Source organism: Enterobacter sp. MGH 4 (genome assembly GCF_000534735.1).
Lineage (GTDB): Bacteria > Pseudomonadota > Gammaproteobacteria > Enterobacterales > Enterobacteriaceae > Enterobacter > Enterobacter intestinihominis.
Genome location: NZ_KI973294.1, coordinates 1 through 19,700, shown reverse-complemented (window position 1 = coordinate 19,700; position 19,700 = coordinate 1). Strand labels below are relative to the sequence as shown.

Here is a 19,700-nt window from a genome sequence, read left to right as displayed (position 1 = left end):
TATGTGGATTGGCATAATTAGCCTGTTTCCTGAAATGTTCCGCGCGATTACCGATTACGGGGTAACTGGCCGGGCAGTAAAGAATGGCCTGCTGAGCATCCAGAGCTGGAGTCCTCGTGACTTCACGCATGACCGGCACCGTACCGTGGACGATCGTCCTTACGGCGGCGGACCGGGGATGTTGATGATGGTGCAACCCTTACGGGACGCCATTCACACAGCAAAAGCCGCGGCAGGTGAAGGCGCGAAGGTGATTTATCTGTCACCTCAGGGACGCAAGCTTGATCAAGCGGGCGTGAGCGAACTGGCGACGAATCAAAAGCTGATTCTGGTCTGTGGTCGCTACGAAGGGATAGATGAGCGCGTAATTCAAACCGAGATTGACGAAGAATGGTCTATCGGCGATTACGTTCTCAGCGGTGGTGAGTTACCAGCAATGACGCTGATTGACTCCGTCGCCCGGTTTATTCCGGGGGTTCTGGGCCATGAAGCTTCGGCAACGGAAGATTCCTTTGCCGATGGATTGCTGGACTGTCCACACTATACTCGTCCTGAAGTGTTAGAAGGGATGGAAGTCCCGGCAGTGTTACTGTCTGGAAACCATGCCGAGATACGTCGCTGGCGTTTGAAGCAGTCGCTGGGCCGGACCTGGCTTAGAAGACCTGAACTTCTGGAAAACCTGGCTCTGACTGAAGAGCAAGCAAAGTTGCTGGCCGAGTTCAAAACCGAACAAGCGCACCAGCAGCATGAACATGATGGGAAAGCGTAATACGCTCCCGAATATCAGTTTACCCAGGATAAGAGATTAAATTATGAGCAACATTATTAAGCAACTTGAACAAGAGCAGATGAAGCAGGACGTACCTTCCTTCCGTCCAGGTGACACCGTGGAAGTGAAAGTATGGGTTGTTGAAGGTTCCAAAAAACGTCTGCAGGCATTCGAGGGCGTGGTTATCGCTATTCGTAACCGCGGTCTGCACTCTGCATTCACTGTTCGTAAAATTTCCAACGGCGAAGGCGTTGAGCGTGTCTTCCAGACTCACTCTCCGGTAGTTGACAGCATTGCTGTTAAACGTCGTGGTGCTGTACGTAAAGCTAAACTGTACTACCTGCGTGAGCGTACTGGTAAGTCTGCTCGTATTAAAGAGCGTCTGAACTAAGATTCGCTTAAGCGACATCCTGTCAGAAAGGGCTGGCCGAAAGGCTGGCCTTTTTTTATCTCATAGCAACTCTCGCGTTAACCCTTCCGTCATAAATCATTTACAATGTTCGCCTCTTGGGTGGAGGGTAAGTGGATAACGTACTGCATCAGCATAGCTGGAAACGCGCAGCGGCATTGACCGCGCTGTTTGCGATCCTGCTGATCGTCGTGGCGCCGCTGATCTCCGTCTCGCTGCAAAAAGATCCCATGAGCGCCATGCCGGGCATGCACCATGACATGAGCATGATGTCGATGGACGAGCATCATGGGGATATGCCGCATTCCATGCCAGTTGACCATGCGGAAGCCTGCGGCTACTGCGTGCTGTTAGCGCATGTGCCGGGCGTGATGCTGGCGCTTATCGTTCTGCTCAGCGTGGTGTTGCAGCGGTTGCGCATGAAGCCGCCTCGTCAGGCGGTCAGCCACTGGCACTTTTTCCCCTGGCTTTACCCCGATACCCGCGCGCCGCCGCGTCGGTCTGCTTTCTCCCTTTAAAACAAAATCACTCACTTTTTGCCTTAAAAAGGAAAAGTATGACTACCTGCACTCCGCGCGCGGCATGGGGAAACCTGCTGCGTCGCCTCCATTTCTATATCGGGCTGTTTGTTGGTCCGTTTATTTTCTTCGCAGCGCTGACCGGTACGCTGTATGTCGCCACGCCGCAGCTTGAAAATGCGCTGTACCATCATGCACTCCACACGGATGCCGTGGGTGAGGTGCAGCCTCTTGCTGCACAAATTGCCGCGGCCGAAAAGGCTGTAGAATCAGACCTGCGTCTGCATGCCGTTCGTCCGGGGCTGGAAGAGGGCGAAACGACCCGCGTGATGTTTGCCGACCCGGCGCTGGGTCCCTCCGAGCATCGGGCTATTTTTATTGATCCCGCCAGCCTTGAGGTTCGAGGGGATATGACCGTCTACGGCACCAGCGGGATTTTACCGCTGCGTCAGACTATCGATTACCTGCATACCTCGCTGATGCTGGGCAACCTCGGACGCCTCTATAGCGAGTTAGCCGCCTCGTGGATGTGGGTTGCTGCCCTGGGCGGGATCGCGCTGTGGTTCTATACCCGACCGAAGCGCCGTATTAACAATCGTTTCCAGAATCGTCGTCGCCTGCATGTGATCTTAGGCTGGACCTTACTGGCGGGAATGCTGCTGTTCTCAGTCACCGGGTTAACCTGGTCACAATGGGCCGGTGGCAACGTCGATAAGCTGCGTGCAGAGATGAACTGGCTGACGCCGCAGGTAAACACCACCCTTTCCGGTGCGCCGGAAATGATGGATGAACACGCCGAACATCGTGGTCATCACGGCGGAATGTCGATGCCTGAAATGCCTGTTGAACTGTCGCTTTTTGACAGCGTATTGCAGGCCGCCCGCCAGTCAGGAATTGATGCTAACAACGTTGAGATCCGTCCGGCAAGCAGGGTCGACCAGGCCTGGACGGTGACGGAAATCGATCGCCGCTGGCCGACGCAGGTTGATGCCGTTGCCGTGGACCCCCACTCTCTGAAGGTGCTGGACAGGACTCGCTTTGGGGATTTCCCGCTGATGGCTAAACTCACCCGCTGGGGCGTGGATTTCCATATGGGGATCCTGTTTGGTCTGGCAAATCAGCTGCTGCTCATCGCGTTTGGCGTTGCGCTGTGCGTGCTGATTATCTGGGGATACCGGATGTGGTGGATGCGTCGTCCTGCGACGTCAGCCGCGAACCCGGTACAGACGCTCTGTCAAAGCTGGCTGGCATTGCCGCTGTGGGGAAGAGGAGTGACGTTCATGATAAGCCTCCTGCTGGGGCTGGCGTTGCCGGTAATGGGCGTCAGTCTGGCGGTATTTATCGTGATTGACTGGCTGCGCTGGCGAGCGGCTTCAGGCGTGTCGCTCGCCGGCACATCCGCTAAATAGCCTTAAGGCGTGCTGATAACTACCGCAACACGGCGGTTTTCAGCGCGCCCTTGCGCAGTACGGTTGCTGCAGAGAGGGTATTTTTTGCCTAAACCCCGCGTAGTGAGGTTGCTGCGCGGGATGTTCGCGCCCTTCGCCCAGGCATCCGCTACAACATTGGCACGTTTTAACGAAAGCGCTTCGTTGTAGCTCTCTTCGCCATAGTTATCCGTATGGCCGTCCATCCGGGCGTGATTCAGACCGGTTGCCGCCAGACGTGAGGCCATAGTCTGGATCTGCGTTTCACTTTCCGGACGCAGTCTGGCGTCATTTTTATCAAACAGGATCTTATCCGACAGGCCCAGGGACCAGTCGCCATTCAGTTCGTTAAAGCCGTAGGACTTCATGGCCGCGATTTGCTCTGGTGTGAATTTACCCTCCGGCGTCTGGCACCCGGACATAACCAGAGATGCCAGTAACAACGGCGCGAAGTATCGCTTCAACATATCGTCTTCCTTTCAGGGTGTTGTTTTCGAACGCTGGTTTTTGACCAGGTACATATTGCGATCGGCTTGCTCCAGTAATGCCTCGACGGAGGCATTTTCCCACGCCAGAGCAAAGCCAATGCTGAGTGACATTGATGCTGTGTGTCCGTTATGCAGATCAAACGGACGGATAAATTGCTGCGACAGCGCAGCGCAAATATATTCGACCTCACGCGCGGTGTGGACGCCATAAAGGATCATGGCAAACTCGTCGCCGCCAAGACGGTAAGACTGATGACGTTTTTCGCCAAATTCGACCATCCTTTTTGCGGCTTCGATCAGTACGCAGTCGCCCGCGGCATGGCCCCAGGTGTCGTTAATAAACTTGAAGTTATCACCATCCAGGAAGAGCAGGGCAGAATTGGTCTTTGCCGAAGCGTCATTCATTAAGGCCGCAATGTTGTTGCGAAACGCGGCGCGGTTTGCAAGCCCCGTGAGCGGATCGTGCATGGCGGTACGCAACAGTTGAGCGTTTTTCGCCTGTAGCTTGAGCTGCCACTCTTCCATTTCATCCAGCAGGCTGTTGAAGTCTTCACCAAACTGGTGGAACTCTTCGATGCGGCCTTCCGTTACCCGGCGAGAGAAGTTGCGGTTGGTACGGACGTCATGCACAACGTCAGTGATGTTTTGCATTTCAACAACCATGCCATGATGTAGCGAGCGGGTGATGGTCAATGCGACGGCAGAGGCAAAAAGAATGCAGCCGGTGAGGACCGCAAATGAGAGCCAGATAAAGTGGCTAATCAGGCTGTCTCGTGCGGTCAGACGAATTTCGCCAATCACATTACCGTTATGTATGATGGGCTGTGCGACAGGAACAGGGAACAACCACCGGTTGACCAGCGCGCCCAGCGTGTCGGTATTATCCGCCGGGTTCCACGACCACCAGGCAAACCGTTTATGATGTGCATTAAGCACTTCCGCCACAGCAAATTGCCCCTGCTTGCCGAGGGTCGCCAGCGTTTCATTTGCCGCCACGGCATCGTTGAACACCAGAGAAGCCTCAAGGCTGTGGCTCATGGTGGCGCCGGTGAGTTCGAGGTTTTTTTGCGCGTATTGCTTTAATGTCACCACGGAAGCGAAACACAGCAGCAACCATATAAACGTCATCGTTATAATGACGCTTATCATGCTGATTCGCCGCAACGTTCTTTTAAACGTCGGACGCGGTGTTGGTGTGACTTCCTTATTCATGCTTCTTATTCCGTGCGAGCATTAATACATCCGGATTGACTCTTACGCCACTGCGCGTCAGCGCATCCAGATTTACGGAAAACCTGACCTTGTTGTGCTCTATTATCAGACAAAATGCGCTGCCAATAACGCATTCAGGATTTTGCTCTGACATTAATAGCAACGCCTGGCCCTGATATTGATTTATTATTTCCTGTTGTTTTGTCGGCGACTCGCTCCCGAAATAGAGGGCATCACACCTTGCTGCGAGTGCTTCCCGATCGCTATGCACAATGACAGGACTATAGGGCAACGGGTTGTGTTCATCTTCACTGCTGAGCGCCTGTCTGTAATGGGAAGAGGCATAAATACAGAGCTTAGGCTGGCCGGACAGTGCTGGCCATCGGGTGTAGCTCACAATGCCAGAAACAATCGAACGTACTGATTTATCCGTTTCCGTGAACGAGCCTGCCCTTGCAGGGCTCACCAAAATGAACAGCATTAGCGCCAGGGGGAGGTGAAGCAAAGCGATCAAGAATGTATTTCTCATCAGAATCCGCCAAACCGCCCCGGAAATAGATGTCCTTATGAATTTCCGGCAGAATACCATTCTTTCTCAAAGCCGTCATTATGTCAGAAATATCCCTGTCTTGACCTAAGCTAAATCTTACAGAGCACGATATTCAAAGTAATTTAGGCAGGCTCAATTAAGTCTGCTGGAATTCATACTTTTATTCATTTTTGTTGCCAGAATTTATGTAGCCACGCAACTTTCCCTCAATTCACCCGAGGATAATTAAGCTAACGGCCAGCGCCGGGATAGCGTGCCTGGTGTGAGCGTAGACTGGCGTTAAAAGCGTATGTGTAATTTTATGTTTACGATTTTAACCTGTGATTTGGCATTTAAATGGCTGCTGTAAAATAATCTGTACGCATTTTGGATTGAAATCTTTACTTGATGTGTTATCGTTGTGTCACCTCTTCGAGGAAAACCACTATCGCAAACGAGTTTTACAGGATCGCAATCATGCAAAAAGACGCGCTGAACAACGTACATATCACTGACGAACAGGTGTTAATCACCCCGGATCAACTGAAGGCGGAATTCCCGCTGAGCGTCGCGCAGGAAGCTCAGATTGAGCACTCTCGCCAGACCATTTCTGACATTATCGCAGGCCGCGATCCGCGCCTGCTGGTGGTATGTGGTCCTTGCTCCATTCACGATCCTGAAACCGCCATTGAGTACGCTCGTCGATTTAAAGCATTAGCGGAGGAGGTCAGCGATAGCCTCTATCTGGTGATGCGCGTCTATTTTGAAAAGCCACGTACAACGGTTGGCTGGAAAGGGTTGATTAACGATCCGCACATGGATGGCTCGTTTGATGTGGAAGCGGGCCTGAAGATTGCGCGTCGCCTGCTGGTGGAGCTGGTCAGCATGGGGCTGCCGCTGGCAACCGAAGCGCTGGATCCGAACAGCCCGCAGTACCTCGGCGATCTGTTTAGCTGGTCTGCGATTGGGGCGCGCACCACCGAGTCACAAACCCACCGCGAGATGGCGTCTGGCCTGTCTATGCCGGTTGGTTTTAAAAACGGTACCGACGGCAGCCTGGCCACGGCGATTAACGCCATGCGCGCCGCCGCTATGCCCCATCGTTTTGTCGGGATCAACCAGGCGGGCCAGGTATGCCTGCTGCAAACGCAGGGCAATCCGGACGGGCATGTGATCCTGCGCGGTGGTAAAGCGCCAAACTACAGCCCGGCGGATGTCGCGCAGTGTGAAAAAGAGATGGAACAGGCGGGACTGCGTCCGGCGCTGATGGTAGATTGCAGTCATGGTAATTCGAATAAAGATTACCGTCGCCAGCCTGCGGTTGCAGAATCTGTTATTGCTCAGATTAAAGATGGCAACCGTTCCATTATCGGCCTGATGATTGAAAGTAATATTCATGAAGGCAATCAGTCATCGGAACAGCCGCGTAGCGCGATGAAGCCCGGCGTCTCGGTCACCGATGCCTGCATTAGCTGGGAAACCACCGATGCGCTGCTGCGTGAGATCCACAAAGATTTGAACGGCCAGCTGGCGACGCGTCTGGCATAAGAGGGTAGTTATGGTTGCTGAATTGACCGCATTACGCGATCAAATTGATGAAGTGGATAAGGCGTTGCTGGACCTGCTGGCGCGCCGCATGGCACTGGTTGCTGAGGTCGGCGAAGTTAAAAGCAAATACGGCCTGCCAATTTACGTTCCGGAGCGTGAGGCCTCTATGCTCGCCTCCCGCCGTAAAGAGGCACAGGCGCTGGGCGTTTCACCGGACTTAATTGAAGATGTCCTGCGTCGTGTGATGCGGGAATCCTATTCCAGCGAAAACGACAAGGGCTTCAAAACTCTCTGTCCGTCGCTGCGTCCGGTGGTGATTGTCGGTGGCGGCGGCCAGATGGGGCGTCTGTTTGAAAAAATGCTGACGCTTTCTGGCTATCAGGTGCGCATCCTGGAAAAAGAGGACTGGCCGCATGCGCCGGAGCTCATTAAGGATGCCGGAATGGTTATCGTCAGCGTACCGATTCATGTGACGGAGCAGATTATCGCGAAACTTCCTCCGCTGCCGGAAGATTGCATTCTGGTGGATCTGGCGTCCGTTAAAAATGGCCCTCTACAGGCAATGCTGGCGGCGCACACCGGGCCCGTGCTTGGGTTACACCCGATGTTTGGCCCGGACAGCGGCAGCCTGGCGAAGCAGGTAGTGGTTTACTGCGACGGTCGTCAGCCGGAAGCGTATCAGTGGTTCCTGGAACAGATTCAGGTCTGGGGGGCACGTTTGCACCGTATCAGTGCGGTTGAGCACGATCAGAACATGGCGTTTATTCAGGCGCTGCGCCACTTTGCAACCTTCGCCTATGGTCTGCACCTGGCGGAAGAGAACGTTCAGCTTGAACAATTGCTGGCGCTTTCCTCGCCAATTTATCGTCTGGAGCTGGCGATGGTCGGGCGACTGTTTGCCCAGGATCCACAGCTTTACGCCGACATCATCATGTCGTCTGAAAATAACCTGGCGCTGATCAAGCGCTACTATCAGCGTTTTGGCGAAGCGATCACCTTGCTGGAACACGGCGATAAACAAGCGTTTATCGACAGTTTCCGTAAAGTGGAGCACTGGTTCGGTGATTACGCCACGCGATTCCAGAATGAAAGCCGCACGCTGTTGCGCCAGGCAAATGACAGTCGCCAGTAATCTGATGATGTATATACTGAAAGCCAGCAATGCTGGCTTTTTTCATTTTGGGGAACTGTCATGGCTGAACCACAGCTGCTGTTGAACTATACCGGGCATCTGCCCGAATGCCCGACGTGGAGTGCTGAAGAGAAGGCGCTCTACTGGGCGGATATTCTGGAAGGGGAGATTCATCGGTACCATCTGCCCACCGCGGAACACTCGGTGCTCTCATTCCATGAAGAAGTTGGGTGTTTTGCCCTGCGTGAACGCGGCGGATTTATCGTCGCGATGCGAAACGCCATCTGGCTGACCGATAAACACGGCCTGCTCCAGCGTAAGGTTTGCGATAACCCGTCCAACCCGCAGCTTGCACGCTTTAACGATGGAGGCACCGACCATCAGGGACGGTTTTATGCGGGCACGTTCTGGGGGCCGGGAGATTATAACGGCGCCATGTTGATGCGTATCGACAACGACCTGACACCGAAAGTGATCCAGTGCGATATTCAGGGGCATAACGGTTTAGCGTTTAGTCCTGACAAACGGTGGATGTTTACTTCTGATACGCCGAACGGTGTGATTTACCGTACGCCGCTTGATGAGCAGGGGGAACCCGGTAAGCGCGAAGAGTTTCGCCGTTTTAGTGAGGGAGACGGTATACCCGACGGAGCGGCAATGGATGAGGAAGGCTGCTACTGGAGCGCACTGTTTGACGGCTGGCGTATCGCACGGTTTTCACCGCAAGGCGAACAGCTGGAAGAATACCGGCTGCCGGTACGCTGCCCGACAATGGTCTGCTTTGGCGGCGACGATATGAAAACGCTGTTTATCACCACCACGCGGGAAAATATGGAGGCGGAGGAGCTGGCGAAATACCCGCTTTCCGGTGCCATCTTCACCCTGCCTGTAAATGTGGCAGGGATGAAGAAAAGCCGCTTTATCGAACATTAAGCCGGATCGACCGGGACCACGTTTTCGCTCGGATAGCAGCCCAGTACTTTCATGGAGCGTGTGATCTCGCCCAGTTCGCGCAGGGCTTTCTGCATGGATGCAGACTCCAGGTTGGCCTGAACGTCGAGATAGAACATCTCTTCCCACGGGTTGCCATGTATTGGGCGGGATTCCAGCTTCGTCATGATCAGGTTGTGATTACGCAGCACCAGCAGCGCTTCAACCAGCGCACCCGCCTGCTGGCCGGTCGCCATCAGTAGGGTGGTTTTCGCCGGAACCTGGTCGGACACGTTGATGGCCTTGCGGGCAAGAACCACGAAACGGGTGATATTTTGCGTCTGGTTGGCCAGATTGCGTTCCAGCACCTGTAAGCCATACAGCGCGCCGCCCGCTTCGCTACCGAGTGCCGCGACGGCAGGAGAGTTTGCCTGCGCCACTTTTTCCATCGCCGCCGAGGTGCTTTCGGTGTACTCAATTTTCCAGTGCGGATAACGGTTCAGGAACTGGCTGCACTGCTGGAACGGCTGCGGGTGGCTGTACACCGTTTCGATCTGACTCAGATCGGTTGAGCCAGAGACCAGCACGCAGTGATCGATAGGAATAGTCAGCTCACCGACCAGCGACAGGCTGGTGTGCTGGAGCAGATCGTAAACATCGTTGATGGCGCCGGAACTGGTGTTCTCAATAGGCACCACGGCGTAATCTGCCTGGCCGGTTTCGACCTGGTTGAAGATGTCTGCAAATTTTGCACAACCGCTCTCAATGAACTCTTCGAAATGACGGGCTGCGTACTGGCGAGCCGCCAGATGAGAATAAGAACCTTTCGGGCCGAGGAAAGCGATCCGAGCAGAGTGCGGGTTGGTTTTGTTCAGATGCTGCTGGAGCAGGGCCTGTTGCGTCAGAACGGAATCTTCAATGATGAGCTGGAACAGGCGGGTGATGTAGTGGGCATCAAGATGATGCGCTTTGCCGAGCTGTATCAACCGTTCCAGTAAATCACGCTCGCGATCGATATCGCGCACCGGCCGATGAGAATCCAGCTTGGCTTTGCCCACTTCAATGGCGAGCGCGCGGCGTTCTGCCAGCAGGGCCAGTAACTTTTCGTCGAGTGCACTGATTTTTACGCGTAAATCCAGGAGCGGGTTTTCCGGTGTCATAGTGTTGTCTGTCTCATTTTATCGTTATCAATAAAAAAGGCCTCCCGGTGTGGGAGGCCTTGTTGTTCGTCTTCGCATTCTTTATCACACGACGAAACGCCTCCCGGTCAGGGGAAGGTAAAAAAGAATGCGAAGAAAAACGGCGTCTGTTTCATTAGGTCATCCTGAAATTGATAGGGTTAAAGTACCTGTACTGTTTTGATCCTGTCAATAAAAAACGCGCCCGAAGGCGCGTTGTCGGTACACTCAATTTAAAGGATTACTCTTCTTCAACTTCTTCCGCGAAGCTGGCGTCTTTCACCGATGTTGTGGCGCGACGGGCTTCACCTTTGTGTTGCACTTTATTGAGCTGCCGTTCCAGCTTGTTGATCAAATCGTTAATTGCAGTGTACATATCCTCGTGTTTAGCGCTGGCGACCAGATGGCCGTTTGGAGTATTGATAGTTGCATCAGCGACGAAACCCTGCGGCTCCTTGGACAGGATGATATGTGGATTAATCAAATGTGTTTGCCATTTATCCAGTTTGGCGAGACGGTCTGCGACGTGCTGGCGGATTGCCGGAGTAATTTCCATTTGTTTACTGGTAATGTTCATTGTCATAAATTTTACCTCTTGTCTTTCCGTCTTGGTGATTCCAGCATACCCGACCTAATGTCAAAATGTGTGATTTAGATCACGTTATTTTGTCGGTTTTTGTCAGGGAATCTTTTTTGTGAGGCAGGGCAGGAAGAGGTGAGATTTACCTTGTCGAAGCCAGCAATTGCGGTCATAGTTGACTGGATGTGTTGAAGCTAAACCGCTTCAGCTTAAGTCTGAAAGAATAAAAAAACGGCAGCCTGCGGGCTGCCGTTATGCGTTGTAGCGGTATCAGGTATTGCTGCTGTTCGCGGCAATGATTTTCGCCACTTTGTCAGCCTGAGCCGTCATCTGCATCTGGCGATACGCATTCTCCATCAGCTTCAGGCCATCACGCGTGGCCTGGGTATCCGGATAATCACGCAGCATGCCTTCTACACGGTTAACCACGGCAACCCATGCGCCACGGCGGGTGTAGTATTCCGCAACGGAGTACTCGTATTTCGCCAGACGATCTTTCAGGAACACCAGACGCTTAGTGGCATCGGTAATGTACTGGCTGTTCGGGTAGCTACGCACCAGTTTGGAGAAGTCATTGAAAGCATCACGCGCATGTTGCGGGTCACGGTCAGAACGATCCACCCCGAAGAAGCCCTGCAATGCACTGTCATCCAGCGCCATGTTAGTCAGGCCGCGCATGTACATCACGTAATCGATGTTAGGATGGGTAGGGTTCAGACGCATGAAACGATCGATCGTTGCCTGAGCCAGCGGCAGATCGGCATTTTTATAGTAGGCGTAGATCAGATCTAACTGTACCTGCTGTGAATACGGACCAAACGGATAGCGATTATCCAACGCTTCCAGTTGCGTTATCGCCTGTTTCCAGTTACCGTCCTGCAACTTTTGTTGTGCAGTCGCATAGATTTCATTCGGCGGATTGTCAGGGACCTGTTCATTCGAACCGGAGCAGCCCACCAAAGCCAGGCTCAACGTGGCCGCTGCCACCAGATATTTCATGCGCGTCATGACGTTTTGACTTTCCTCAAATGTTTGTCCGGGAGAAACTCAGTTCCTGCTCCCGATTAAGACCAGCTACAATAGCACACTATATTAAACGGCAAAGCCGTAAAACCCAACGTTAAACGAAGAAGCAGTTTATGGCACAACGAGTAGAACTCACCGCAACAGTCTCCGAAAATCAGCTCGGTCAACGCTTAGATCAGGCTTTGGCCGAATTGTTCCCTGATTATTCGCGTTCACGTATAAAAGAATGGATCCTTGACCAGCGCGTGCTGGTAAACGGCAAGATCTGGGACAAACCAAAAGAGAAAGTGTTTGGTGGGGAAGCTGTCGCCATCAATGCTGAAATCGAAGAGGAAGTCCGCTTCGAGCCGCAGGATATCCCGCTGGATATCGTCTACGAAGATGACGATATTCTGGTCATCAACAAACCGCGTGACTTTGTCGTCCATCCGGGCGCGGGTAATCCTGACGGTACGGTACTTAACGCACTCCTTCATTATTACCCGCCGATAGCTGACGTACCGCGTGCCGGTATCGTTCACCGTCTGGATAAAGACACCACGGGTCTGATGGTGGTGGCGAAGACGATCCCCGCCCAGACTCGACTGGTGGAATCTTTGCAGCTGCGCGAAATCACCCGTGAGTATGAAGCGGTGGCCATTGGTCATATGACCTCTGGCGGCACGGTGGAAGAGCCGATTAGTCGTCATCCAACCAAGCGTACGCATATGTCCGTGCACCCGATGGGTAAACCGGCGGTGACCCACTACCGCATCATGGAACATTTCCGTATTCATACGCGCCTGCGTCTGCGTCTGGAAACCGGGCGTACTCACCAGATCCGCGTGCACATGGCGCATATTACCCATCCGCTGGTGGGTGACCCTGTTTACGGCGGTCGTCCGCGTCCACCAAAGGGCGCATCGGATGAATTCATCTCCGTGCTGCGTAAATTCGATCGCCAGGCGCTGCATGCGACGATGCTACGTCTTTACCACCCAATCACCGGAATTCAGATGGAATGGCATGCGCCTATCCCACAGGATATGGTGGAACTTATCGACGCGATGCGCGCAGATTTCGAAGAACATAAGGATCACGTGGACTGGTTATGACCAAACTGATTGTCCCGGAGTGGCCACTGCCTGAAGGCGTGGCCGCCTGTAGTTCAACCCGTATCGGTGGCGTGAGCCAGGGTGCGTGGGCGTCTTTGAACCTCGGTGCGCACTGTGGCGATAACCTGGAGCACGTCGAAGAGAACCGTAAACGTCTGTTTGCTGCGGGAAACCTTCCTTCAAAACCGGTCTGGCTTGAGCAGGTGCACGGTAAAGCGGTGCTGAAGCTTACGGGTGAGCCCTATGCGTCTAAACGCGCCGATGCTTCGTACAGCAATACGCCGGGAACGGTTTGCGCGGTGATGACCGCTGATTGCCTGCCGGTGTTGTTTTGTAACCGTGCCGGTACGGAGATTGCAGCAGCGCATGCGGGCTGGCGTGGCCTGTGTGAAGGCGTGCTGGAAGAGACCGTTGCCTGCTTCCAGGACGATTCTGCAAATCTCATCGCCTGGCTTGGCCCGGCGATTGGCCCGCAGGCATTTGAAGTGGGGCCTGAGGTTCGGCAAGCTTTTATGGAAAAAGATCCTCAGGCGGTTAATGCGTTTGTGGCGTCCGGCGATAAATATCTGGCCGATATTTATCAGCTTGCCCGCCAGCGCCTTAATAATGTCGGCGTGACCCAGATCTTTGGCGGAGATCGCTGTACATTCACCGAAAAGGGTGATTTTTTCTCCTGGCGCCGTGACAAGACGACAGGCCGTATGGCAAGTTTCATTTGGCTGATATAACCTAAAGAATCAAGACGATCCGGTACGCGCCGTTTTCTTTTCACATAATTCAGGTTATTAACCTTGAATAATTGAGGGATGACCTCATTTAATCTCCAGTAGCAAATTTGACCTGTTATGGGAGGAGTTATGCGTCTGGATCGTCTTACTAATAAATTCCAGCTTGCTCTCGCCGATGCCCAGTCCCTCGCACTGGGGCACGACAACCAATTTATCGAACCTCTTCATTTAATGAGCGCCTTGCTGAATCAAGAAGGGGGATCGATACGTCCTTTGTTAACGTCCGCTGGCATTAATGCCGGCCAGTTACGCACCGCCATCGATCAGGCGCTGAGTCGTTTACCGCAGGTAGAAGGTACCGGTGGCGACGTACAGCCGTCACAGGATCTGGTGCGTGTACTGAACCTTTGCGACAAGCTGGCGCAAAAACGTGGGGACAACTTTATTTCGTCAGAGCTGTTTGTTCTGGCGGCGCTTGAATCACGCGGTACCTTAACCGACCTGCTGAAATCCGCCGGTGCAACCACCGCTAATGTGACCCAGGCGATTGAGAAAATGCGCGGAGGTGAAAGCGTGAACGACCAGGGAGCCGAAGACCAACGTCAGGCTTTGAAAAAATTTACGGTCGATCTGACCGAACGTGCCGAGCAGGGCAAACTTGACCCGGTAATCGGTCGCGACGAAGAAATTCGCCGGACTATTCAGGTACTGCAACGTCGTACCAAAAACAACCCGGTGCTGATTGGTGAGCCTGGCGTCGGTAAAACCGCCATCGTTGAAGGGCTGGCGCAGCGTATCGTTAATGGCGAAGTGCCCGAAGGGCTGAAAGGCCGTCGCGTACTGGCGCTGGATATGGGCGCGCTGGTGGCCGGGGCGAAATACCGCGGTGAATTTGAAGAGCGTCTGAAAGGCGTGCTGAACGATCTGGCGAAACAGGAAGGCAACGTCATCCTGTTTATTGACGAACTGCACACTATGGTGGGGGCAGGTAAAGCTGACGGCGCAATGGATGCCGGGAACATGCTGAAACCTGCGCTGGCACGTGGTGAACTTCACTGCGTCGGTGCCACTACGCTGGACGAGTATCGTCAGTACATTGAAAAAGATGCCGCGCTGGAGCGACGCTTCCAGAAGGTGTTTGTCGCAGAACCAAGCGTTGAAGATACCATCGCGATTTTGCGTGGTCTGAAAGAGCGTTATGAGCTGCACCATCATGTGCAGATCACTGACCCGGCCATCGTTGCGGCGGCGACGCTTTCGCATCGTTACATTGCCGACCGTCAGTTGCCGGATAAAGCCATCGACCTTATCGATGAAGCGGCGTCCAGCATCCGTATGCAGATTGACTCGAAACCGGAAGAGCTGGACCGACTCGATCGCCGCATTATTCAGCTCAAGCTGGAACAGCAGGCATTGAACAAAGAGTCTGATGAAGCGAGTAAGAAACGCCTCGATATGCTCAACGAAGAACTGGATGAGAAAGAGCGTCAGTATTCTGAGCTGGAAGAAGAGTGGAAAGCTGAGAAAGCCTCCCTCTCTGGCACCCAGACAATCAAGGCGGAGCTGGAGCAGGCGAAAATTGCCATTGAGCAGGCGCGTCGCGTAGGGGACCTGGCGCGGATGTCCGAGCTACAGTACGGCAAGATCCCTGAGCTGGAAAAACAGCTTGAGATCGCCACGCAGTCGGAAGGCAAAACCATGCGTCTGTTGCGTAATAAAGTGACGGACGCCGAGATTGCCGAAGTGCTGGCGCGCTGGACGGGGATTCCTGTAGCTCGCATGATGGAAAGTGAACGCGAAAAACTGCTGCGTATGGAGCAGGATCTGCATCAGCGCGTCATTGGCCAGAACGAAGCGGTCGAAGCGGTATCTAACGCCATTCGTCGTAGCCGTGCGGGGCTGTCCGATCCGAATCGTCCCATCGGCTCGTTCCTGTTCCTGGGGCCAACCGGTGTCGGTAAAACCGAGCTGTGTAAAGCGCTGGCTAACTTTATGTTCGACAGCGATGACGCGATGGTGCGTATCGATATGTCCGAGTTTATGGAGAAACACTCTGTCTCGCGTCTGGTCGGTGCGCCTCCGGGATATGTCGGTTATGAAGAGGGCGGTTACCTGACGGAAGCGGTTCGTCGTCGTCCTTATTCCGTCATCCTGCTGGATGAAGTGGAAAAGGCACACCCTGATGTGTTTAACATCCTGTTGCAGGTGCTGGATGATGGACGCCTGACGGACGGGCAGGGGAGAACGGTCGACTTCCGTAACACGGTGGTGATCATGACCTCGAACCTGGGTTCCGATTTGATTCAGGAACGCTTCGGTGAGCTGGATTACAGCCATATGAAAGATCTGGTGCTGGGTGTGGTCAGCCAAAACTTCCGTCCGGAGTTCATCAACCGTATTGATGAAGTGGTCGTGTTCCATCCGCTGGGTGAGAAACACATTGCGTCGATTGCGCAGATCCAGTTGCAGCGTCTGTACAAGCGTCTGGAAGAGCGTGGGTATGAAATCCACATCTCGGATGATGCGCTGAAACTGCTGAGCGAGAATGGTTACGATCCTGTTTATGGCGCGCGTCCGTTAAAACGTGCAATCCAGCAGCAGATCGAAAACCCGCTGGCGCAGCAAATCCTCTCCGGGGAGCTGGTTCCGGGCAAAGTTATCCGTCTGGAAGCCAACGAAGACCGAATTGTGGCAGTGCAGTAAGTCACAAAACGCAAAAACGGGCCGCTTGCGGCTCGTTTTTGTTTAAAAACCAGGCAAGAATTAATGTCTGAGATGTGTTTTGCCTGGAAAGTGAGCAGTCAGTAAATAATTTTCACTTTGCACTTGCAGCCTCAGAAGAACTCCCTATAATGCGCCTCCACTGACACGGAACAACGGCACACACGCCGCCGGGTCAGCAGAGAAAAGCAAAATAAACGCTTGACTCTGAAGCGGGAAAGCGTAATATGCACACCCCGCGCCGCAGCGAAAACGTAGCGGCACTGCTCTTTAACAATTTATCAGACAATCTGTGTGGGCACTCAAAGTGACATGGATTCTTAACGTCCTCGGACGAAAAATGAATACCAAGTCTCTGAGTGAACATACGTAATTCATTACGAAGTTTAATTCACGAGCATCAAACTTAAATTGAAGAGTTTGATCATGGCTCAGATTGAACGCTGGCGGCAGGCCTAACACATGCAAGTCGAACGGTAACAGGAAGCAGCTTGCTGCTTCGCTGACGAGTGGCGGACGGGTGAGTAATGTCTGGGAAACTGCCTGATGGAGGGGGATAACTACTGGAAACGGTAGCTAATACCGCATAACGTCGCAAGACCAAAGAGGGGGACCTTCGGGCCTCTTGCCATCGGATGTGCCCAGATGGGATTAGCTAGTAGGTGGGGTAACGGCTCACCTAGGCGACGATCCCTAGCTGGTCTGAGAGGATGACCAGCCACACTGGAACTGAGACACGGTCCAGACTCCTACGGGAGGCAGCAGTGGGGAATATTGCACAATGGGCGCAAGCCTGATGCAGCCATGCCGCGTGTATGAAGAAGGCCTTCGGGTTGTAAAGTACTTTCAGCGGGGAGGAAGGCGACAGGGTTAATAACCCTGTCGATTGACGTTACCCGCAGAAGAAGCACCGGCTAACTCCGTGCCAGCAGCCGCGGTAATACGGAGGGTGCAAGCGTTAATCGGAATTACTGGGCGTAAAGCGCACGCAGGCGGTCTGTCAAGTCGGATGTGAAATCCCCGGGCTCAACCTGGGAACTGCATTCGAAACTGGCAGGCTAGAGTCTTGTAGAGGGGGGTAGAATTCCAGGTGTAGCGGTGAAATGCGTAGAGATCTGGAGGAATACCGGTGGCGAAGGCGGCCCCCTGGACAAAGACTGACGCTCAGGTGCGAAAGCGTGGGGAGCAAACAGGATTAGATACCCTGGTAGTCCACGCCGTAAACGATGTCGACTTGGAGGTTGTGCCCTTGAGGCGTGGCTTCCGGAGCTAACGCGTTAAGTCGACCGCCTGGGGAGTACGGCCGCAAGGTTAAAACTCAAATGAATTGACGGGGGCCCGCACAAGCGGTGGAGCATGTGGTTTAATTCGATGCAACGCGAAGAACCTTACCTACTCTTGACATCCAGAGAACTTTCCAGAGATGGATTGGTGCCTTCGGGAACTCTGAGACAGGTGCTGCATGGCTGTCGTCAGCTCGTGTTGTGAAATGTTGGGTTAAGTCCCGCAACGAGCGCAACCCTTATCCTTTGTTGCCAGCGGTTAGGCCGGGAACTCAAAGGAGACTGCCAGTGATAAACTGGAGGAAGGTGGGGATGACGTCAAGTCATCATGGCCCTTACGAGTAGGGCTACACACGTGCTACAATGGCGCATACAAAGAGAAGCGACCTCGCGAGAGCAAGCGGACCTCATAAAGTGCGTCGTAGTCCGGATTGGAGTCTGCAACTCGACTCCATGAAGTCGGAATCGCTAGTAATCGTGGATCAGAATGCCACGGTGAATACGTTCCCGGGCCTTGTACACACCGCCCGTCACACCATGGGAGTGGGTTGCAAAAGAAGTAGGTAGCTTAACCTTCGGGAGGGCGCTTACCACTTTGTGATTCATGACTGGGGTGAAGTCGTAACAAGGTAACCGTAGGGGAACCTGCGGTTGGATCACCTCCTTACCTTAAAGAACCTGCCTTTGCAGTGTCCACACAGATTGTCTGATGAAAAGTAAATAGCAAGGCGTCTTGCGATTGAGACTGTACGTCCCCTTCGTCTAGAGGCCCAGGACACCGCCCTTTCACGGCGGTAACAGGGGTTCGAATCCCCTAGGGGACGCCACTTGCTGGTTCGTGAGTGAAAGTCACCTGCCGTCATATCTCAAAACTGACTTGCGAGTCATGTTTGAGATATTTGCTCTTTAAAAATCTGGATCAAGCTGAAAATTGAAACGACACACAGCTCATGTGTGTTCGAGTCTCTCAAATTTTCGCAATCATGAAGTGAAACATCTTCGGGTTGTGAGGTTAAGCGACTAAGCGTACACGGTGGATGCCCTGGCAGTCAGAGGCGATGAAGGACGTGCTAATCTGCGAAAAGCGCCGGCGAGGTGATATGAACCTTTGACCCGGCGATGTCCGAATGGGGAAACCCAGTGCAATCCGTTGCACTATCGTTAACTGAATACATAGGTTAACGAGGCGAACCGGGGGAACTGAAACATCTAAGTACCCCGAGGAAAAGAAATCAACCGAGATTCCCCCAGTAGCGGCGAGCGAACGGGGAGCAGCCCGGAGTCTGAATCAGCTTGTGTGTTAGTGGAACGGTCTGGAAAGTCCGACGGTACAGGGTGATAGTCCCGTACACGAAAATGCACAGGTTGTGAACTCGAAGAGTAGGGCGGGACACGTGGTATCCTGTCTGAATATGGGGGGACCATCCTCCAAGGCTAAATACTCCTGACTGACCGATAGTGAACCAGTACCGTGAGGGAAAGGCGAAAAGAACCCCGGCGAGGGGAGTGAAAAAGAACCTGAAACCGTGTACGTACAAGCAGTGGGAGCCTCTTTATGGGGTGACTGCGTACCTTTTGTATAATGGGTCAGCGACTTATATTCTGTAGCAAGGTTAACCGTATAGGGGAGCCGAAGGGAAACCGAGTCTTAACTGGGCGTTAAGTTGCAGGGTATAGACCCGAAACCCGGTGATCTAGCCATGGGCAGGTTGAAGGTTGGGTAACACTAACTGGAGGACCGAACCGACTAATGTTGAAAAATTAGCGGATGACCTGTGGCTGGGGGTGAAAGGCCAATCAAACCGGGAGATAGCTGGTTCTCCCCGAAAGCTATTTAGGTAGCGCCTCGTGAACTCATCTTCGGGGGTAGAGCACTGTTTCGGCTAGGGGGCCATCCCGGCTTACCAACCCGATGCAAACTACGAATACCGAAGAATGTTATCACGGGAGACACACGGCGGGTGCTAACGTCCGTCGTGAAGAGGGAAACAACCCAGACCGCCAGCTAAGGTCCCAAAGTCATGGTTAAGTGGGAAACGATGTGGGAAGGCACAGACAGCCAGGATGTTGGCTTAGAAGCAGCCATCATTTAAAGAAAGCGTAATAGCTCACTGGTCGAGTCGGCCTG

At 53.4% G+C, this 19,700-nt stretch carries 17 protein-coding genes, 1 tRNA gene, 2 rRNA genes and 1 other annotated feature; of the genes, 13 read left to right on the top strand and 7 right to left on the bottom strand.

All coding sequences use genetic code 11. The annotated features are described in order from the left end of the window. Position 1 precedes the first annotated feature (1 nt). The 4 genes from trmD (at position 2) to L350_RS08250 (ending at position 3,105) form a co-directional block, all read left to right on the top strand. The gene (gene trmD, locus L350_RS08235) at positions 2 to 769 is read left to right on the top strand and encodes a tRNA (guanosine(37)-N1)-methyltransferase TrmD (RefSeq protein ID WP_032625641.1); all 768 of its coding nucleotides are present in this window, start codon (positions 2 to 4) and stop codon (positions 767 to 769) included. Positions 770 to 812: 43 nt separating this feature from the next. Beyond that, a complete protein-coding gene (gene rplS / locus L350_RS08240; protein ID WP_002914145.1) occupies positions 813 to 1,160 on the top strand; it encodes a 50S ribosomal protein L19 in 348 nt (115 codons plus the stop codon). A gap of 131 nt (positions 1,161 to 1,291) precedes the next feature. Next, positions 1,292 to 1,696, top strand: coding sequence for a DUF2946 domain-containing protein (locus tag L350_RS08245; protein WP_022649065.1), 405 nt, complete (start codon positions 1,292 to 1,294; stop codon positions 1,694 to 1,696). Positions 1,697 to 1,734: 38 nt separating this feature from the next. Beyond that, positions 1,735 to 3,105: a PepSY-associated TM helix domain-containing protein gene (locus L350_RS08250; RefSeq protein WP_032625638.1), complete on the top strand. Its 1,371-nt coding sequence runs from the start codon at positions 1,735 to 1,737 to the stop codon at positions 3,103 to 3,105. Between the two features lie 2 nt (positions 3,106 to 3,107). On the opposite strand, the gene L350_RS08255 is transcribed toward L350_RS08250, so the two are convergent. The 3 genes from L350_RS08255 to L350_RS08265 are packed head-to-tail and all read right to left on the bottom strand — an operon-like array spanning position 3,108 to position 5,352. Continuing rightward, entirely contained in the window at positions 3,108 to 3,590 is a 483-nt protein-coding gene (locus L350_RS08255; RefSeq protein WP_032625634.1) for an OmpA family protein, read from the bottom strand. 12 nt (positions 3,591 to 3,602) lie between these two features. After that, positions 3,603 to 4,823 carry a diguanylate cyclase DgcN/YfiN gene (gene dgcN / locus L350_RS08260; RefSeq protein WP_032625633.1) on the bottom strand — a complete coding sequence of 407 codons (1,221 nt, stop codon included), beginning with the start codon at positions 4,821 to 4,823 and terminating at the stop codon, positions 3,603 to 3,605. Further along, the gene (locus L350_RS08265) at positions 4,816 to 5,352 is read right to left on the bottom strand and encodes a regulatory sequestration protein YfiR (RefSeq protein ID WP_032626196.1); all 537 of its coding nucleotides are present in this window, start codon (positions 5,350 to 5,352) and stop codon (positions 4,816 to 4,818) included. The genes dgcN and L350_RS08265 overlap by 8 nt, the downstream gene beginning before the upstream one ends. A 477-nt stretch (positions 5,353 to 5,829) precedes the next feature. Between L350_RS08265 and aroF the strand changes: the two genes are divergently transcribed. Genes aroF through L350_RS08280 form a run of 3 tightly spaced genes read left to right on the top strand, consistent with a single transcriptional unit; the run spans position 5,830 to position 8,965 of the window. Next, positions 5,830 to 6,900 carry a 3-deoxy-7-phosphoheptulonate synthase AroF gene (gene aroF, locus L350_RS08270; RefSeq protein WP_006811632.1) on the top strand — a complete coding sequence of 357 codons (1,071 nt, stop codon included), beginning with the start codon at positions 5,830 to 5,832 and terminating at the stop codon, positions 6,898 to 6,900. A gap of 10 nt (positions 6,901 to 6,910) precedes the next feature. Next, positions 6,911 to 8,032 carry a bifunctional chorismate mutase/prephenate dehydrogenase gene (gene tyrA, locus L350_RS08275; protein WP_032625630.1) on the top strand — a complete coding sequence of 374 codons (1,122 nt, stop codon included), beginning with the start codon at positions 6,911 to 6,913 and terminating at the stop codon, positions 8,030 to 8,032. A 60-nt stretch (positions 8,033 to 8,092) separates the two neighbouring features. Then, positions 8,093 to 8,965 (top strand): SMP-30/gluconolactonase/LRE family protein, encoded by an 873-nt coding sequence (locus L350_RS08280; RefSeq protein WP_022649059.1) that lies wholly within the window; start codon positions 8,093 to 8,095, stop codon positions 8,963 to 8,965. Here L350_RS08280 and pheA read toward each other — a convergent pair. The 4 genes from pheA to bamD form a co-directional block, all read right to left on the bottom strand. Next, positions 8,962 to 10,122: a bifunctional chorismate mutase/prephenate dehydratase gene (pheA, locus tag L350_RS08285; protein WP_023306733.1), complete on the bottom strand. Its 1,161-nt coding sequence runs from the start codon at positions 10,120 to 10,122 to the stop codon at positions 8,962 to 8,964. The two genes, L350_RS08280 and pheA, sit on opposite strands and share 4 nt — an antisense overlap. Before the next feature lie 30 nt (positions 10,123 to 10,152). Next, positions 10,153 to 10,278: a sequence feature (Phe leader region), on the bottom strand. After that, positions 10,230 to 10,277, bottom strand: coding sequence for a pheA operon leader peptide PheL (gene pheL / locus L350_RS24300; RefSeq protein ID WP_100229775.1), 48 nt, complete (start codon positions 10,275 to 10,277; stop codon positions 10,230 to 10,232). (Overlaps the previous feature by 48 nt.) A gap of 103 nt (positions 10,279 to 10,381) precedes the next feature. Further along, positions 10,382 to 10,723 carry a ribosome-associated translation inhibitor RaiA gene (gene raiA, locus L350_RS08290; RefSeq protein WP_006811628.1) on the bottom strand — a complete coding sequence of 114 codons (342 nt, stop codon included), beginning with the start codon at positions 10,721 to 10,723 and terminating at the stop codon, positions 10,382 to 10,384. A gap of 267 nt (positions 10,724 to 10,990) precedes the next feature. Further along, positions 10,991 to 11,728: an outer membrane protein assembly factor BamD gene (gene bamD / locus L350_RS08295; protein WP_003863164.1), complete on the bottom strand. Its 738-nt coding sequence runs from the start codon at positions 11,726 to 11,728 to the stop codon at positions 10,991 to 10,993. A 131-nt stretch (positions 11,729 to 11,859) separates the two neighbouring features. Between bamD and rluD the strand changes: the two genes are divergently transcribed. The 6 genes from rluD to L350_RS0122495 all read left to right on the top strand — a co-directional run. Further along, a complete protein-coding gene (gene rluD, locus L350_RS08300) occupies positions 11,860 to 12,840 on the top strand; it encodes a 23S rRNA pseudouridine(1911/1915/1917) synthase RluD (protein ID WP_022649057.1) in 981 nt (326 codons plus the stop codon). Continuing rightward, positions 12,837 to 13,568, top strand: coding sequence for a purine nucleoside phosphorylase YfiH (yfiH, locus tag L350_RS08305; protein WP_023298396.1), 732 nt, complete (start codon positions 12,837 to 12,839; stop codon positions 13,566 to 13,568). The genes rluD and yfiH overlap by 4 nt, the downstream gene beginning before the upstream one ends. A 129-nt stretch (positions 13,569 to 13,697) precedes the next feature. After that, positions 13,698 to 16,271 carry an ATP-dependent chaperone ClpB gene (gene clpB / locus L350_RS08310; protein WP_022649055.1) on the top strand — a complete coding sequence of 858 codons (2,574 nt, stop codon included), beginning with the start codon at positions 13,698 to 13,700 and terminating at the stop codon, positions 16,269 to 16,271. A 426-nt stretch (positions 16,272 to 16,697) separates the two neighbouring features. Then, a 16S ribosomal RNA gene (locus L350_RS08315) occupies positions 16,698 to 18,239 on the top strand. An 84-nt stretch (positions 18,240 to 18,323) separates the two neighbouring features. Continuing rightward, positions 18,324 to 18,399: transfer RNA gene (locus L350_RS08320), tRNA-Glu, on the top strand. 183 nt (positions 18,400 to 18,582) lie between these two features. After that, a 23S ribosomal RNA gene (locus L350_RS0122495) occupies positions 18,583 to 19,700 on the top strand; the annotation flags it as partial.

Coding starts and splice junctions, on each gene's coding strand:
- L350_RS08280 (WP_022649059.1), top strand. CDS start 8,093: ATGGCTGAACCACAGCTGCTGTTGAACTATACCGGGCATCTGCCCGAA.
- pheA (WP_023306733.1), bottom strand. CDS start 10,122: ATGACACCGGAAAACCCGCTCCTGGATTTACGCGTAAAAATCAGTGCA.
- yfiH (WP_023298396.1), top strand. CDS start 12,837: ATGACCAAACTGATTGTCCCGGAGTGGCCACTGCCTGAAGGCGTGGCC.
- L350_RS08265 (WP_032626196.1), bottom strand. CDS start 5,352: ATGAGAAATACATTCTTGATCGCTTTGCTTCACCTCCCCCTGGCGCTA.
- L350_RS08255 (WP_032625634.1), bottom strand. CDS start 3,590: ATGTTGAAGCGATACTTCGCGCCGTTGTTACTGGCATCTCTGGTTATG.
- dgcN (WP_032625633.1), bottom strand. CDS start 4,823: ATGAATAAGGAAGTCACACCAACACCGCGTCCGACGTTTAAAAGAACG.
- clpB (WP_022649055.1), top strand. CDS start 13,698: ATGCGTCTGGATCGTCTTACTAATAAATTCCAGCTTGCTCTCGCCGAT.
- aroF (WP_006811632.1), top strand. CDS start 5,830: ATGCAAAAAGACGCGCTGAACAACGTACATATCACTGACGAACAGGTG.
- L350_RS08250 (WP_032625638.1), top strand. CDS start 1,735: ATGACTACCTGCACTCCGCGCGCGGCATGGGGAAACCTGCTGCGTCGC.
- trmD (WP_032625641.1), top strand. CDS start 2: ATGTGGATTGGCATAATTAGCCTGTTTCCTGAAATGTTCCGCGCGATT.
- bamD (WP_003863164.1), bottom strand. CDS start 11,728: ATGACGCGCATGAAATATCTGGTGGCAGCGGCCACGTTGAGCCTGGCT.
- raiA (WP_006811628.1), bottom strand. CDS start 10,723: ATGACAATGAACATTACCAGTAAACAAATGGAAATTACTCCGGCAATC.
- tyrA (WP_032625630.1), top strand. CDS start 6,911: ATGGTTGCTGAATTGACCGCATTACGCGATCAAATTGATGAAGTGGAT.
- rplS (WP_002914145.1), top strand. CDS start 813: ATGAGCAACATTATTAAGCAACTTGAACAAGAGCAGATGAAGCAGGAC.
- rluD (WP_022649057.1), top strand. CDS start 11,860: ATGGCACAACGAGTAGAACTCACCGCAACAGTCTCCGAAAATCAGCTC.